This window comes from Pseudoalteromonas sp. EB27 (assembly GCF_001974875.1).
Classification (GTDB): Bacteria; Pseudomonadota; Gammaproteobacteria; order Enterobacterales; family Alteromonadaceae; genus Pseudoalteromonas.
On sequence record NZ_MTQD01000009.1, the window covers coordinates 86,478 to 102,421 of the forward strand.

Annotated in this window: 18 protein-coding genes; 11 read left to right on the plus strand and 7 right to left on the minus strand. The window is 39.4% G+C overall.

Going from position 1 to position 15,944, the window contains the following annotated elements:
• Window positions 1-35: 35 nt before the first annotated feature.
• Together BW142_RS11475 and BW142_RS11480 are read right to left on the minus strand one after the other, a co-directional pair.
• The gene (locus BW142_RS11475; protein WP_076924912.1) at window positions 36-779 is read right to left on the minus strand and encodes a zinc-dependent metalloprotease family protein; all 744 of its coding nucleotides are present in this window, start codon (window positions 777-779) and stop codon (window positions 36-38) included.
• 120 nt (window positions 780-899) lie between these two features.
• The gene (locus BW142_RS11480; RefSeq protein ID WP_024599441.1) at window positions 900-1,604 is read right to left on the minus strand and encodes a hypothetical protein; all 705 of its coding nucleotides are present in this window, start codon (window positions 1,602-1,604) and stop codon (window positions 900-902) included.
• 379 nt (window positions 1,605-1,983) lie between these two features.
• Between BW142_RS11480 and BW142_RS11485 the strand changes: the two genes are divergently transcribed.
• On the plus strand, window positions 1,984-3,141 hold the full coding sequence (locus tag BW142_RS11485; RefSeq protein WP_076924913.1) for a benzoate/H(+) symporter BenE family transporter: 1,158 nt from the start codon (window positions 1,984-1,986) through the stop codon (window positions 3,139-3,141).
• A gap of 137 nt (window positions 3,142-3,278) precedes the next feature.
• On the opposite strand, the gene BW142_RS11490 is transcribed toward BW142_RS11485, so the two are convergent.
• The 5 genes from BW142_RS11490 to BW142_RS11510 all read right to left on the minus strand — a co-directional run bounded on the left by BW142_RS11490 (window position 3,279) and on the right by BW142_RS11510 (window position 7,513).
• Window positions 3,279-4,328, minus strand: a complete 1,050-nt coding sequence (locus BW142_RS11490; protein ID WP_076924914.1) for a DUF2955 domain-containing protein — start codon at window positions 4,326-4,328, stop codon at window positions 3,279-3,281.
• A 10-nt stretch (window positions 4,329-4,338) separates the two neighbouring features.
• On the minus strand, window positions 4,339-5,403 hold the full coding sequence (locus BW142_RS11495) for an HlyD family secretion protein (RefSeq protein ID WP_024591513.1): 1,065 nt from the start codon (window positions 5,401-5,403) through the stop codon (window positions 4,339-4,341).
• Window positions 5,404-5,411: 8 nt separating this feature from the next.
• Window positions 5,412-5,879, minus strand: coding sequence for a MarR family transcriptional regulator (locus BW142_RS11500; protein ID WP_024599440.1), 468 nt, complete (start codon window positions 5,877-5,879; stop codon window positions 5,412-5,414).
• A gap of 133 nt (window positions 5,880-6,012) precedes the next feature.
• Complete coding sequence (locus BW142_RS11505; protein WP_076924915.1) at window positions 6,013-6,897, minus strand: fused MFS/spermidine synthase; 885 nt, start codon at window positions 6,895-6,897, stop codon at window positions 6,013-6,015.
• Window positions 6,890-7,513, minus strand: a complete 624-nt coding sequence (locus BW142_RS11510; RefSeq protein WP_076924916.1) for a fused MFS/spermidine synthase — start codon at window positions 7,511-7,513, stop codon at window positions 6,890-6,892. Before BW142_RS11510 ends, BW142_RS11505 begins: the two co-directional genes overlap by 8 nt.
• Before the next feature lie 267 nt (window positions 7,514-7,780).
• Here BW142_RS11510 and BW142_RS11515 point away from each other — a divergent pair, with 267 nt between their 5' ends.
• From BW142_RS11515 to BW142_RS11560, 10 genes are read left to right on the plus strand one after another with little or no spacing between them, the layout of a single operon-like run.
• A complete protein-coding gene (locus BW142_RS11515; RefSeq protein ID WP_076925003.1) occupies window positions 7,781-8,434 on the plus strand; it encodes a thermostable hemolysin in 654 nt (217 codons plus the stop codon).
• Window positions 8,431-9,900, plus strand: coding sequence for an AMP-binding protein (locus BW142_RS11520; protein ID WP_076924917.1), 1,470 nt, complete (start codon window positions 8,431-8,433; stop codon window positions 9,898-9,900). The genes BW142_RS11515 and BW142_RS11520 overlap by 4 nt, the downstream gene beginning before the upstream one ends.
• Window positions 9,893-10,582: an iron-containing redox enzyme family protein gene (locus BW142_RS11525; protein WP_076924918.1), complete on the plus strand. Its 690-nt coding sequence runs from the start codon at window positions 9,893-9,895 to the stop codon at window positions 10,580-10,582. The genes BW142_RS11520 and BW142_RS11525 overlap by 8 nt, the downstream gene beginning before the upstream one ends.
• Window positions 10,579-11,349, plus strand: coding sequence for an SDR family oxidoreductase (locus BW142_RS11530; protein ID WP_076924919.1), 771 nt, complete (start codon window positions 10,579-10,581; stop codon window positions 11,347-11,349). Before BW142_RS11525 ends, BW142_RS11530 begins: the two co-directional genes overlap by 4 nt.
• 21 nt (window positions 11,350-11,370) lie before the next feature.
• Window positions 11,371-12,030 carry a hypothetical protein gene (locus tag BW142_RS11535; protein WP_076924920.1) on the plus strand — a complete coding sequence of 220 codons (660 nt, stop codon included), beginning with the start codon at window positions 11,371-11,373 and terminating at the stop codon, window positions 12,028-12,030.
• A gap of 7 nt (window positions 12,031-12,037) precedes the next feature.
• The gene (locus tag BW142_RS11540; RefSeq protein WP_076924921.1) at window positions 12,038-12,697 is read left to right on the plus strand and encodes a response regulator transcription factor; all 660 of its coding nucleotides are present in this window, start codon (window positions 12,038-12,040) and stop codon (window positions 12,695-12,697) included.
• A gap of 26 nt (window positions 12,698-12,723) precedes the next feature.
• Entirely contained in the window at window positions 12,724-14,037 is a 1,314-nt protein-coding gene (locus tag BW142_RS11545; protein ID WP_076924922.1) for an ATP-binding protein, read from the plus strand.
• Window positions 14,030-14,383 (plus strand): cupredoxin domain-containing protein, encoded by a 354-nt coding sequence (locus BW142_RS11550; RefSeq protein ID WP_024599430.1) that lies wholly within the window; start codon window positions 14,030-14,032, stop codon window positions 14,381-14,383. The genes BW142_RS11545 and BW142_RS11550 overlap by 8 nt, the downstream gene beginning before the upstream one ends.
• A complete protein-coding gene (locus BW142_RS11555) occupies window positions 14,370-15,110 on the plus strand; it encodes an iron transporter (protein WP_076924923.1) in 741 nt (246 codons plus the stop codon). Before BW142_RS11550 ends, BW142_RS11555 begins: the two co-directional genes overlap by 14 nt.
• Window positions 15,107-15,823, plus strand: coding sequence for a hypothetical protein (locus BW142_RS11560; protein WP_076924924.1), 717 nt, complete (start codon window positions 15,107-15,109; stop codon window positions 15,821-15,823). Before BW142_RS11555 ends, BW142_RS11560 begins: the two co-directional genes overlap by 4 nt.
• The last annotated feature ends 121 nt before the right edge of the window (window positions 15,824-15,944 follow it).

Sequence of the window (15,944 nt, forward strand, 5' to 3'; positions counted from 1 at the left end):
GTGGGCTATTTTAGCCCACTTTTTTATTGGGCAGCTTATTTAAAGTTAGCAATACTTGTTTTTGTAGCAGTAACCGTGCGAATTGCATGCGCTTGGTTTGTAATACCAAATGCAATACCGTTTACGCTCCAGCCAGGGTTAGAGAAGTAATCGTACTGAGTTGCGCTACCGTAAACGTGCGGGTAAGCCATAATACTTGCAAACTCATTTTGTACGCCATGACCCATGCCATCTACATATACACCGCCTGACGTGTCACCTTGTTTGCGTGAATGCGCTAAACCTTGGTTATGACCAAGTTCGTGTACGAATGTAGTTGCACCACAGTCAATTGCAGTGATTGAGTACATACGGCTGCTCATAGAGCTGTATAGGTTGCCATTAGTACCTTGACCAACCCATGCTAAACCACATGAAATAAGCCCATTGCCAGCACTTTGGCCAGTACCTAATACGGCAATCATGTCGGCTTTCCAATCGCTACGTAAACCATCTACGTAGCTGCTATTTGTAACCGAATCTAACCAATCCTCAGACGGCGTTACTGCGTAGTCACCTAAGTTTTGTTTGCCAGCTAAGCGTAGTGTTATATCAACGCCATTTTGGCTATATACCTGATTACTAAAAGCAATTAGTTGATTTATTTTAGTGTCAATATTGCTAGTTGCAGCAGCTGATTGGTCGGTATATAAAATACCGATATCGATGGTTTCTGCTTGTGCAGCACTTGCTGCACATAATGCCGCAGCCAGTGCGGTTGTTGTGATTACTTTTTTCATTATTGTATTTCCTTACTCTTGTTGTGGTTGGAACTTGTTTTTAACTTGGTTGAGCTCATAAAAAGCAGACACACTAAAGCTGCCTTAGAGTGCGGCTTTAATTGTTTTTATATTTTTTGGTTAGCCATCAATTTTTGGTGCAAATATATCGATGCTTTTATCTGATTTGGGTTTTGGTGCGGTTACTTCATGCTCTATGTGGCTTTTATATAAATCGCGTTTTGCTGCAATCCATCCGTACTTACCTTTACTTTCGAATACATAATTGCCAGAGGGCGCAGTAAATTGGCCATATACGGCATCTTTACCTACCGTTAAAACGGTATTATGCATGCGGCCATCAACACCCACTATTTTGCCAAATATGCTCTTGTCGCCATTTTCAGACTCAACCACATTAGTCACCTCTGCGGTGAATGTTTCGGCTGTTTGCGGAATAGCTAAATCAAAGTTTTCGCCAGTTTCTAACGCCTGCAAAGAATTTAAATCAAACTCAATGTAGGCTTCGTTATGCAAGTCGGTAGGTAAAACTTTTGCGTTTATGAGCACTTGCTTGGCTTTGTCGGATAGGCGGTTTACGGCATCAAATTCTTCAAACGGTAAACTGTTGTCTGGGGCAACAATGGGTTTAACGGTAATTGGATCTTTACTCATATCAATAGGTGCAGGGGGATGTGTATTGCGTGTTTTTTGTAAATCAATAGGAACAAAGTCTATAGCAACGGGTGCGATAGGTTCGCCCGTTTCATCTGCATTAAAAAATAGCCCATAAACTGCAAATGCCGATAATGGTATAGCAATTAGTAAGACGACAGATCTCTTCATTTGTTTCTCTTTTAGTGTTTTTGGTTAACTATTTGTTACTTTTTATATTATTAAATGGATTAGATCAAGATAATAAATGTAACCGAAAAGAATTAATTCTGAATTCCATAATCCCTTATAAACTATAAGGATATTTATTTTTGGTATGTTTTTCACTCTTTTTGGTATTGGTTTTTTGTAGGGTTTATGCGGGCTTTGGCGCGTTTGTGGGTACTTGTTTGTTTAGTTAAATACAATGGTTAAAAGTGGCTTTTTGACGTTAATTACAATGAAAAATAAAAAGTGAATTTTTTTCACCCTTTGTAAACTAATCGCTAATTGCAATGTAATTATCGGGCACGTATGTTGAGTGCTGCATAAATGGCATTACGAGGGATTTATGAAAGTGTCTGATCAGTTACTTAACCGAATTACAGCAGGGCTTGTGGCTGTAATTATTGGTTTTTCGAGTTCTATTGCATTGATTTATCAGGTAGTGATAACCCTTGGTGGCACGCCCGATTTAGTAGCTAGTTGGATTTTAATGCTCGGTTTAGTGATGGGTATAACGTCAATTGGCTTATCGTACTATTACAAAGTACCTGTTTTAATTGCGTGGTCTACCACGGGAGCTGCATTACTTATTTCAAGTGCCCAAGGGTATAACTTAAACGAGGCTATTGGCGCGTTTATGCTCAGTGCATTGCTCGTTTTTTTGTCGGGGGTGACGGGCTGGTTTGAAAAAATAATGAACCGTATTCCAAGTGAGCTTGCATGCGCCATGTTGGCCGGCGTGCTTGTTACCTTTGGTATCGACGTGTTTAATTTTATGAATGACATGCCTTTAGTAATTGGCTTAATGGTCGTTATGTACTTTATTGGTAAACGCTTTTTTGCCCGTTTTGCTATGTTAAGTGTGCTTATTATAGGCGTATTACTCGCTTGGCAAATGGGTCATATTGATACCAGCGCACTGCACTGGAAAATGAGCGAATTTGCTTATATTGAACCCGTTTTTAACTTACAAGCATGCATTAGCATAGGTTTACCACTTTACATAGTTACCATGACCTCGCAAAATTTACCGGGCATTGCTGTTTTAAAGGCGCACAAATATAAAGCACCTATATCTGCGTCTCTTAATGTAACTGGTTTTGTAAATATGCTTACGGCCCCATTTGGAGCCTACTCTATTAATTTAGCCGCCATTACTGCTGCTATTTGTATGAGTGATGAAGCGGATAAAAACCATGATAAACGTTATTGGGCGAGTATAGCGGCTGGCGTATTTTATATTTTAATGGCGCTGTGCGCGGCTACTTTAGTTGGCTTGGTAGCAAGTTTACCCCAGGCGCTGATTTTAGCTTTGGCGGGCATTGCGCTATTTGGCACCATTGCTAATAGTTTGCAGCAAGCCCTTAGTGGTACTGAATATACTGAGGCCGCAATAGTCACTTTTTTAGTAACTGCATCTAACTTAACATTGCTCTCAGTGGGGTCTGCTTTTTGGGGGATTATAGCGGGTGTGTTAACGCTTATGATCACCAGGAAAGACTAAAAGCTTTATTGTGTACAAAGAGCCATTGGTGAGTATTTAAAACAAAATTATAGTTTATTTATATCATTAAAATAGCTTAACTAAGCTTATAAAAAAGGCTGCAATTGCAGCCTTTAGTTTTACAAAACAGGGTTTATCTAATCATAAGTATGATGGCGAGTTACACTAAACCGATTAAGTATATGATGCATAACATATACGGCGCACAGACTTAATATTATAGCCACCGATACTGAACTAAACCGATACATTGCACTATAAATTAAGTCTTGTCCTGGCCCGAGTGAGTTCCCAAATAAAATACCAAAGGTAGTCAGCACACCAAAACCAATACCCGGTATTCCTCCGCCTAAAATATGAAAACGTGCAAAAATAAACGAAAGTATCCATAAAATAGCTATCGGAAAAAGTAAAAAGTCAGAGTGACTATACAAAAACAGCTGCGATAGTAGCGCTGCATTGCATCCTATAAGTGTTCCTATTGCCCGTTGCCAACCAGCCATACCGGCGGCTTTCCAGCACAATGAAAATAAAATGAGTACAGAAGCTGCTTGCGCAGATATTGAGTCTTGCAAATCAAGAACCTGAAAAACCACAAAAGAGAGCGTAGCCACGCTTGAGCATAACAATACCTCATGGCGAATACTCTCTTTTGCTTTAGCTGGCATTACTCGTGTGGGCCTTGCTGTTAGATCAGGAAATAGGCCATGCATTAATGCAGCGATAACGACGGTTAAAAGAATAGCCAACCCATTAGTTAAAATTAGCGGGTAAATACTACTTCCCTGACCAACATAGCTGGAAAAATGTAGCTGAATAGAAAGGCTAACAACGCCTAAAGCGCCAAATAAAAAGGCACTACCGCTACTCATTTGGTGAAATAAAAAGCAGAAAACACCAAACACTAACAATGCCATAACGACTGGCAAGTGAGAAAACAATCCCTGCATTATCAGCACGATAAGCGCGCTAAATGCAGCAGATGCTATAAATTGATTTATAAGCCCACGGCTTAAAGTAGGCACCATGCCAAGTAACAACATAGGATAAACGGTAAAAAATATACCATTAGGCCAGTTCATTAATTTACTAATAGTAAATCCAAGGGTACATCCACCTGCAATGCGTAGTGCTTGGCGAAGGCCATTAGAGTCTAATTGTGGCCCTTGGCTAACAATTTGAGTCATAAAGTCTCCATTAATAGATGTAGTGTAACCAGCTAATAAACCTAATTTGTGCAGATCCAAACCATTGCCCAATTGTCGATTCGGGCAATAATTGTACTGTTGCACGTGACCCGCTTGGCATGTTTGCTATTAAGTCTTGATGATTTACGAGCTTTAAATGAATGCGTTGACGCTGTGCATCGCGTACCCAACGATTGCTGGTTTCTGTTGTACTTAGTAAACCATTTGCACTAAGTTGGCCGTTGCTAACACCTGCTTCAAATGTTTCAAGTATTGCGTCGTAAACTTCACCTGGGCGGCTATCAAATACTACGCGCGCTTGAGTGCCTTGCTTCATATTTGAGAGTGACTTTTCTCTAAAGTCGGCAACTAAATCGGCTTTTTTAGCGACAATAGCTAATAACGGGCTACCTGCAACTGCGTATGCGCCGTCTAATAATTGTAAGTTAGCAACTACGCCGTCACTTAATGCGCGCACTTGTGTGTAGGATAAATTTAGTTCAGCCTGCGCTAACTGATTAGCAGCGTGGCGCATAGCTAAGTTTTTATTACCTGAGTCACCTCTAGCTAAAACCGCTTCAGCTAACTGTGCTTCAAGGGCTGCAACATTTGCTTTACTGGCTTCAAAATTAGCACGAATGCTTTCAAGTTCTTGCTCAGATATAGATTTTTGAGTATAGAGTTTTTCGCCTCTGCTTTTTAATAGTTTTTGCTCATGCTGTTTAGCATTTGCAGCACTTATTTGTGCCTCAAGGGCTTTAACATTGGTATCAAGACGCTTGTTTTGTAATTTGGCATCATCAAGCGCGAGTTGAGCTTGCTCTTTGGCTAAATTATATGGGCCTTCATCGATACTAAATAATATATCGCCCGCTTTAACTGATTGGTTATTATTAACTTGCACACTAGTGACTCGGCCACTAATTTGCGGTGATATTTGCACAACAGGGTGGTATACACGTGCCTGTGGTGTCACAGGCAAAACCATATCGGCCACTAAATAGTAAATAAATACTAAGATAAACCCTATGAGAGAGAACCTTACATAGCGTGCAAACTTTTGATCCGGTGTCATTTTTAGCCTTACTTATTAACTTGAATACATTTAAGGGCGTTTTGCTCTATTTTGATCAAACCAAATGCAATCGCATCGAGCTGCTCAACAGATAAACCGCTGTATAACTGATTTTTTATATCGGAAATGGTCTCTTGCAATGAATGTAAAATGGCATCACTTTGCTCAGTAAAATAGAGTCTTTTACTGCGCTTATCATGTTTGTCTACACGGCGAACGATTAAAGATTGCTCCTCTAATTGCTTAAGCGTACGAGTCAGTGAAGGCATTTCTATTCCTAAGCTATTAGCAAGTTCAAGTTGTGTTAGTCCCTCACCACGCATATTTATATGCATTAGTGCAGTCCAGCGCGACTGAGTAAGCCCTAAAGGCTCAACAGCAATGGTTACCGCTTCGCGACATAAGCGATGAACTCGGCCCATATTACCGATAACTGTTAAATCGAGCGTTTCGTGAAAAGGTTTGTGTGTAGGCATAGCCATCCCAACATAGTTAGCAAGCTAACTATTTTATCATTACTTAGCTTGCTAAGTAAATATATGTAGGAGAGGGAAGTGGCAAAATATTTGCTAAACCTCACCTTTAAAAATGGTGAGGTTTAGGGAGGTTTTAAAAGTTAAGTAAATTAGCGGGGGAGTATTGATCGGTAAGTACTTTTGTATCGGCAGGCCAATCTTGGCCGTCTTTTGTAAAGTGCATAAATTGGCTAATCGCTTTTATGTCTATACCGTATTTTACTAATTTAGGGGCGAGAGCATTAACACGCGTGTTAATTTGCGCTTCGCTCGGTATTGATTTAAGTCCCGCTAAAATAATACGGTTACTACGATTTTCGCGGCTTACATTTATAAAGTCGCCAAATACAGCGTGGTAAGTTGCCGACTCATGCTCATAAAGTTTACTACTTGAAAACGTATTTGCGGCAATAACACCGCCATCGCCTAATACGCTTTGTACTTCTTCAAAAAACTCTTTAGTAAGTAAGTGCTCCGGAATGTAGTCGCCGTTAAATGCATCTAAAATAATCCAATCGTACTTTTGTTTTTTAATTGCGGCGCGCTTTATAAAAATGCGGCCATCTTGCACGCTTGATGTCACTAAGTCGTTTTCTATAAAGTTAAAGTAATCGCGTGCAACTTTAGTTACTGCAGGATCTATTTCAACATTATGAATTTTTGCAGTGGGGTATAGCTCATGAATAACGTTAGAAAGCGTACCGCCACCTAACCCTATAATAAGTACATTTTTAGGGTTGTCAGCTACTAATAAACTAGCAAAAGTCAATTTTGTGTAATTAAAAACAAGTTTGTCGGGATTGCTTTTATACATGCAACTTTGGCTTGTTTGGCTACTTTTAGTATTAAATTTAAGGCAACGTAAGTCGCTCGTTTCTTCAACAATAATATTGCGATAAAGCGAGCGTTCTTCATGAATAACGTTACTAAACGCAAAACCTGAAAATACAATTAACGGCAGTAGCAAATATTTAAGCATGAGCAAGCCCCTTATTGTTAGCCAAGGTATTAATAACAATCGCGACTAAACCCAGTGACCCAAGTGTTAAAGCAAAGGCGCTAATAATTGTATTTACATCAAACGCGAGCACGAAGTAAAACGAGGTAATGATAGTACCCAGAGCGCTGCCAAGCGTACTTACAAAGTATAAACGACCTGCCACTTGACCGCTTTTATCGCTATCTGTTACCAGTAAGCGGACAGAGTAAGGCGAGATCATTCCTAAAGTAACGGTAGGTATAAAAAATAAAGCAGTTGACGCTAAGAGTGAGCCGTAGCGGCTATCTTCAATATGGGTAAATATAAATTCCATTATAGGCTGCGAAAATAATGTAATAGGCACAACCATGATGCTGGCAATTAAAAATATTAAACCATACTTGGTAAGAGATGCATTTTTAGTGCTGAGTTTACCGCCAAGTAAATAACCAAAAGATAAACTAAGCATAAACACAGTAATTATACTGCCCCAAATATGCACGCTACTGCCAAAAAAGGGGGCAAGAATTCTCCCACCTAAAAGCTCAATGCCCATTATGCAAAAGCCGCTGCAAAAGGCTAAAAAGTAAATTAACGCGTTTGTTTTTATGCTCATGTAATTATCATTATGTAACTTAAGTAGAACACTATACTAACGTGATGCATACAAAGCTGCTAGAGCCTGTTGACCTAAGTTTAATTAAAAAAAGAAGTTTTGTTATAACGATTTGTTAGTTAGGGCGTGTTGATCTATTTAACACGCCCTCGCGATTTAACACTTAAGACGCTTTTTTATTTAAATTAATTTTTTCTTAAGTTTTCTTTAAGTTTCACTCGTTAAATTTAAACCCTGAAATATAAACAGGTTTAAATGAGCGAGCTTATGCAATTAGCCCACAGTTCTACATCATTAGGTTTAACACAAAATAACTGTCAGTTTATTAGTGCTCGTATTGATGATGTGCATCGAAAAAATCTCGAAAATACAGTAAAAGAAGGTTTTTTAGTTGCGTATAACGCTAAGCTTACTTCGTTTATGCCACTACTTTGCCAATACGTTACCGAGCAAGGAAAATGCACCTTAGGGCTAAGGCAAGCAACTTCGCCATTGTTTATTGAGCAATATTTAGCATCACCCGTTGAAGATTTTTTAGATGAGAGTATTTCTCGTAATAAAATTTTTGAACTTGGTAATCTTTGCTCTACAAATCGAAGGGCAACACTTGCACATTTTATTATTGTTAACGAAGCTCTGCAAAGTGTGGGAGCAAAACATTTAGTGTTTTGTGCAACCAGTAAAGTGCGTGCTTTATTGCGCTTACTTGGTGTTATGTGTCCTGAAATTGCACTTGCTAGCAGTTTTGTAGTTGAGAACCCATTAAAGTGGGGCAGCTATTACGCCAACCAACCAACAGTATGCATTGTGAGCCTAGAGCAAGCTCACCAACAAGTACTAAATACCCCAATGCTTTATAGTTTGATGCAGCAAAACCACTCAAATATCAATTCTTTGGTAAATGCATTGGTGAATGTATGAATTACTATAATACACATTCAGTATCGCCATTAATTATTGCGCATAATAAAGAGCAAACACTTGAAATTCACAGTGATGAGTTTAACCAGCAAATACAAAAAGTAGTAAAAATTCTACAAAGCTTTAACGGCAAATGTGTCGCTTATAAGCTCGATAATACGCCAGCTTGGCTTGTTATTGATGCCGCTACTGCGGTTTCTAATAAAGTGGCTGTGCCAATTGCTCACTTTTTTAGTGAACAACAAACTCAATATGTACTAGCGCAATGCGGCGCACATTTATTTATGAGCGACACACTAAACCCTTTACTCGGGGAGCCGACGGCATCAATTACTTTATTTGAGTTTTACACATTATATATTTACGAAATCGTTGTAGCTAAACCCGTCAGTTATTTTCCAGAAACTCAAAAAGTAACGTTTACATCAGGATCGACTGGGCAACCAAAAGGCGTGTGTTTATCTGCAAAAAGCCAAATGCAGGTAGCTCAATCTCTGTGCGATAAAATTAATATTAAAAAGCCTGTTCATTTGTGTTTATTGTCGCTTGCTGTATTGCTTGAAAATATAGCCGGCGTGTATGCCCCTTTAAAAAGTAGCGGTACAGTGCATTTAATACCGCTAAATGAATTAGGCTTTGTTGGCACTGTATTAAAACAGCCCGCACAGCTTATAGCTGCTATTGATAAAGTTAAGCCAAATACGCTTATTTTAGTGCCTGAACTATTAGCATGCTTAGTTGCTTTTGCTGAACAAGGGTGGCAACTGCCTAGTTCGTTACAGTTTATTGCAGTAGGTGGTGCGCGTGTCAGCGAAATGCTAATAGTTAAAGCGCGTGGCTTAAACTTACCGGTGTACCAAGGTTATGGGCTTTCTGAGGCGGCATCTGTAGTTAGTTTAAATTCGCTCACAAAGGATAACCTCCAAAGTGCAGGTTCTGTGTTACCTCATATTCAAACCAAAATTGAAAATGGCCAGCTTTTTATAAAAGGCGATTTGTTTTTAGGTTACTTAAACCATCAGCCACACGACAAAAACCAGTGGTACGCAACCGGTGATCTGGTCGAGCAGCATCAAAATACCTTATTTATTAAAGGCCGCCTAAAAAACCTAATTATTACCAGCATGGGTCGCAACATCAGTGCTGAGTGGCCTGAATCACTATTACTAAGTCAAAGCGGTATTTTACAAGCGGTTGTGTTTGGTGAAGGTCGACCTTTTTTAACCGCCATTATTTATGCCGATTCAAAGCTAAGTGACCCAGTGTTAGCTCAATACATTAACGCAATTAATAAACAACTACCCGACTATGCACGAATTCAAAAGTGGCATCGTTTAACTGCCCCATTAAGTGTGCAACAAGGATTATTAACAACAAATAATCGCCCAAAACGAGATGCCATAAGTAAGCAGTACCATGCTGTGTTTGAGCAATTTTACCGACTTGGAGAAGTAATTAATGAGTGATTTTTTTAACACCCTTAAAGAGCAAACTAAACAAGAGCAAAACTACCTGCTTGCAGCGCCTATTATTCAGCGTGTTTTTAAAGGTGAAGCATCACTTGAAGAATACGCTTCGTTTTTAGCGCAAGCGTATCACCATGTTAAGCACACTGTGCCATTAATGATGTCGGTTGGTGCACGATTAACCGACGAACAAGAATGGTTGCGCGAAGCCGTCGCAGAATACATTGAAGAAGAGATTGGCCATCAAGAGTGGGTACTTAATGATATTGCAGCCTGTGGTTTTGACAAAGAAACAGTAAGGTGTAGTCAGCCGCAATTTGCTACCGAAATGATGGTGTCGTATGCGTACGACTCCATTGCACGTAAAAACCCGTTGAGCTTTTTTGGCATGGTGCATGTGCTTGAAGGCACTTCTATAGCGCTTGCTGATGGCGCGGCTTCAAATATTGCAAGTGCTGTGGGCTTATCTAAAAAAGCATTTAGTTATTTAACCTCTCATGGGGCACTTGATATAGAGCATGTAAAGTTTTTTGAAAACCTAATGAACCAAATAACAAATGAGGCGGATCAACAAGCCATACTCCATGGTGCAAAGTGCTTTTATCGTTTATACGGCGATATATTTCGTGGGCTCGATGACGAACCGTTTTTTAAAGCAAGCGCACAAGGCAAATTGTCATGAGTAGCGCTTTATGTGTGCTAACTGGTGCAACAGGCGGAATAGGGCAAGCGATTGCTAAAGCCCTATATGCAAAAGGGTGGAAGTTACTGCTTGTAGGACGTAATACGCAAGACCTTGAAAAACTGAGCCGTGAATGCCCAGACAGTGAAATATTTACAGGCGACTTAACCGACGATACAACACGCATTAACTTAGCAATAAAAGCCAAGCAACTCGGTGGCGTTAGGTTACTTATTAACAATGCCGGTATAAATACAATGCAAAGCCTTGAGCACACAAGTAATGAGCAAATAGATAATATGCTTACTACTAATTTGTCGGTGCCTATTAAATTATGCCAGCTATTTTTAGGGCAGTTAGCGTATACCAAAGGCACCATTGTTAACGTGGGATCATCGTTTGGCAGTATTGGTTACCCGTTTCAAACACTTTATTGCGCCAGTAAATTTGGTTTACGTGGTTTTACAGAGGCGCTCTCGCGTGAGCTTAACGGCTCAGGTGTTAAAGTGACCTATTTAGCACCAAGAGCGACAGATACATCTATTAATAGCAGTAAAGCGCGGGCAATGAATAAAGAGCTCGGTAATAAAATGGACTCGCCAGAATTAGTTGCTCAAGAGTTATTAGCACTTATAAATTCGAATCAAACAAGGCGTTTTATTGGTTTTCCTGAGAAATTATTTGCACGTATTAATGGCGCATTCCCAAGCGTTGTTGATAACGCTATTGCAAAACAACTTCCTAAAATTAAACACTTTTTAAGTTAACAAACACACGAGGACAAGATTATGTATAAATTTACCCTAGCATTATCTCTAATACTAACAACTGTATTTACAACTGTATTTACAACTGCAGTAAACGCAGATGAAACACAAGACTTAACCTCTATTCAACAAAAGTGGGCAATTGCTAACTATGAACTTGAAGATGATGCGCAAATAGATGCGTTTACACAACTAAGTGAGCAAAGCGCGTTATTTGTTAAAAACTATCCAGACTCGGCACAACCACACATTTGGAATGGCATTGTGTTAGCCAGCTTTGCAGGCGCAAAAGGTGGCTTGGGCGCACTTGGTTTAGCAAAAGAAGCTAAAGCGTCACTTGAAAATGCACTCTCAATTGATGGTACAGCATTAAATGGCTCCGCTTACGCAAGTCTTGCAACGCTTTATAGCAAAGTACCTGGTTGGCCAATTGGTTTTGGTGATGACGACAAAGCTGAAAAATTATTTAAACAAGCCCTCGCTTTTAATCTCGAAGGCATTGATACTAATTACTTATACGGTGAATATTTGTATGACGAAGGCGATTATAAACAAGCTAAAGCACGACTACTTGTAGCACAAGCAGCGGGCATTCGGGATACTCGTGCAAAAGCAGATGAGTATCGCCAACAAGCAATAAGTCAGCTATTGGCAAAAGTAGATAAAAAACTAAAAAGATAAACACATAATGCATTTATTACTCGTTGAGGACGATCATTTAGTGGCGCAAGGGCTTATTCGCTCTTTGCGTCAAGAGGGCTACAGCGTAGAGCATAGTGGCACAGTTAAGCACGCCTTAGAGTACCTTTCTAGTGGTGAGATTGAGCTTGTTATTCTCGATTTAGGATTACCTGATGGCGACGGCTCGCAAGTTTTAAAGCATATTAAAGCACAAAAAAAAGTTATTCCGGTGGTTATTTTAACTGCTCGCGGCAGTATTGATGACAAAGTCCAAGGGCTAGATATGGGAGCAGACGATTACCTTGCAAAGCCGTTTGATCCTGCTGAGTTATTTGCTCGATTACGTGTAGCAAGCCGGCGCATTAACCAAACACAATCAAGCTTATTGCGCTGTGGTGATGTAGTAATGGATACCTCTGCTCATACAGTTGCACTAAGTGGGCAATCACTTACACTACCACGAAAAGAATACATGCTTTTAAAAGCGCTGATGGAAAATCAGGGAAGGGTGCAATCAAAACAACAACTCGAAAACAAACTTTACCAATGGGGTGAAGAAGTCGGCTCTAATGCCATAGAGGTGCATATTCATCATCTTCGTAAAAAGTTCCCTAGCGATTTTATTAAAACCTTACGTGGCATTGGCTACGTGGTTGGTAAGCGTTAGGGTGTGTTTATCTTTCGAGGTTGAAAATGTCTATTCGTAAACGTCTGACCTTAATTTTACTTTCAATGATGGTGCTTACTTTTTTTTTAGCATTAGTAAAAGGCTATCAAAAAAGCATGCTCCACGGCGAAAACTTGCTTGATAATGAACTTAAAATAGTGGCTGGCGTTTTAATTGAGCAACCATTAGCACTAAGCAAAAATGCAGTACAAGTAAGCAATAATAGTGCTCAGTTGTTGTATCAAATTTGGCAAAATAATAGTTTACTTAGTGGCTCATCGAGTTTAAAGAATAACCAAATTAGTTTTAGCGAGGGCTTTCAAACTGCCAATGTAGCAGGGCAGCGTATGCGAGTGTTTGTGATGAGAAAAAATACCCGTAAAGTCATCGTTGCTGAGCCTATGGCAAAGCGGTTTGAATTAGCTGAAGCCGTTATTTTATCTGCAATGTTACCTATGCTATGGGCTGTCCCTCTGCTTGCTATTTTTATAAGTTTTTTCGTTAAATACGCATTAGCCCCTCTTACCCGACTATCTAAGCAGCTGGCTACTCGCCAAGCAAACGACTTTACGCCAATTAACTGGCAGGTAACCGATGAAGAAATTAAACCTGTTATTAATCGTTTAAACGATTTATTTAAACGAGTAGAAACCGCTTACTTACGAGAGCGTTTTTTTGCCTCAGATGCAGCTCACGAATTACGTACCCCGCTCAGTAGCTTAAAAATTAATGTACATAATTTGGCTAATAAACAAAGTAACTCGCAAAACCATCAAGAATTACAAGCTATGTCGCAGGGCATTAATCGCTTAAGTAATATTGTTGAACAAATGCTAATTTTAGGGCGCACTCAGCCTGAGCAATGGCAAAAGCAGTTTAGTGAACAGTCATTGCTAGCGATTACTCAGCAAGTCGTATCGGAGCAATACGACAAAATAGATGAAAAAAACCAAACGATTAGCCTCGAAGGTGATGATTTTGTAATTAATGGTGATGAGTTTACATTAACCACACTCATCGCTAATTTACTTAGCAATGCCATAAAATACACACCCAATAATGGTCAAATAATAATTAAACTAGCATCAAATAATAACAGCTTTAGTTGGCAAATTGATGATTCTGGTGCGGGCATGACTGAAGAGCAAAAAGAGCGAATATTCAATCGCTTTTATCGCGTGGGTGGCGATCAACATCCATCAGGCGAGCAAGGTGCGGGTTTAGGTATGGCGATTGTCCAACACATAATTGCTATTTATGGCGCAAGTATTTATTTAGCGAATAGCTCTTTAGGCGGACTAACCGTTAAGGTTACTTTTACAGGAGTAAAAAGTGACTAAACGTTTATTTAATCACTGCCTTTGTTGTTTGCTATTTTTGTCGTTTAACGCGGCGAGTAAAGAGTATCTTATTATTTTAAAAGATCATTTGTTTTACCCCTCGCAAATAATTATTCCCGCAAACAAAAAAGTAAAACTATTGATAGAAAACCAAGACAGTACACCAGAAGAGTTTGATAGCTTTGATCTAAACAGAGAAAAAGTACTCTACCCAAATCGTAAAAGCATTATTTATATAGGACCGCTAAGTAAAGGGCATTACGAATTTTTTGGTGAGTTTTCGCCCAATACAGCAAGGGGCGTTGTAATAGTTAGCGATGAAGGGGCGCAGCATGCTAATAACTAGTTTAGTCATGAGCCTTAATCAATTACTACCGGTGGCTATTTTATTAGTGCTACTACAAGTAGTTAAAAAACAGAGCTCTTTGCAAATAGGGTCTGCTTTAGTAATAGGCGCGGTAATGTCGTTTTTGTACATGCAAAGTGCGTCGTGGGTGAGCCAGTGGTTTGAACACCAAGGGTTAGAGTACTCACAAATAGGGCTATGTATCACTATATTTATTGCTGTATTGGTTTTTGCACTAAAGCAAAAGTCAGCGGCATTTTATATCGCAATTATAAGCACAATAACGCTGTATTTAAGCCACTATATTATTTACCTCACCAGTTTTTGGCAAAATAATGATGCAGGGCAAAGCTTATTTATTGGCACTTTATTAGGTGTTGGGATTTGTTTAAGTTTTAGCGTATTGCTGTACTTTTTAATGAATGCAATTAAGTACCGCTTTGGTATGTATCCGCTTTTTACTTTGCTTGCTTTTAATAGCGCGGCTAAGTTATTAGTTGCACTGGATTTGGCAAGTCAAATAGATTTAATTACAAACACCTCAACAGTGTGGGATTTACGTGATTTGTTAAGCGAAAACTCTGAGCTAGGCCGCGTACTGCGTGCTCTGGTTGGTTACGAGGCCACTCCTGATTTAATGAGTGTACTTATATATAGTACAAGCAGCGTATTATTTTTATTACTTTGTTACGTAATTCCAGCTTCAATAACTAAGGAACGTGTATGAAAGCACTCAACCTATATTTAGCGCTTAGTTTTATCGCTCTTTGTTTGTTGGTATTCTCAATCCAAGCAAAGGCCGATGGTATTGTTGTTGATAAGGTATATCACCCCTATGTTTTGCCTTTTGAGCGTGAGTTTGAGTGGCGATTAGTGTCGCACCAAACAGATAGTGGCAACATACTAGCGCAGCGTTTGGGTGGTGGTGGAGCTATTAACGATACAATGGCACTGGAAGGCTATTTAGTTGGTGAGCGAGACGATAACGGCGACTTTGGTTTAGAAGCTTATGAGCTTGAGCTACGCTGGCAATTGATTGAGCAAGGTAAATTATGGGCCGATTGGGGGGCATTATTTGAGCTTGAAAAAAAACATAATGAAGATGTGTATGAAGCAACTTCGGGTTTTGTGATCGAAAAAGAATTTGGAAAAATGAGCCTTACACTAAACGCTTTTTTGGTTTATGAGTGGGGGCAAGACATTAAAAATGAATGGGAAAGTGAGTTTAGAGCACAATATCGCTATCGCTATCGTTCTGCTTTTCAGCCTTCTATAGAGGTGTACGTAGGAGAGGACTTTGTTGGTATAGGGCCTGGCTTTATAGGTTTACAGCGCTTTGATGGGCAAAAGCAATTAAAGTGGGAAGCAGGTTTCATCACTGAGATAAGCCAATCAGAAAAAAACCATAGTTTTAGGCTCGCATTAGAATTTGAATTTTAATAATAAATAAAAGCTGTTTTGGTTGTTATCATTCTGATTATAGATAGGTACTTGACATATTATTTAAACTCTATATAGTGGGTCGCAGCTAGAAAGAAAGCATGTAAGCTATAAATCTCCA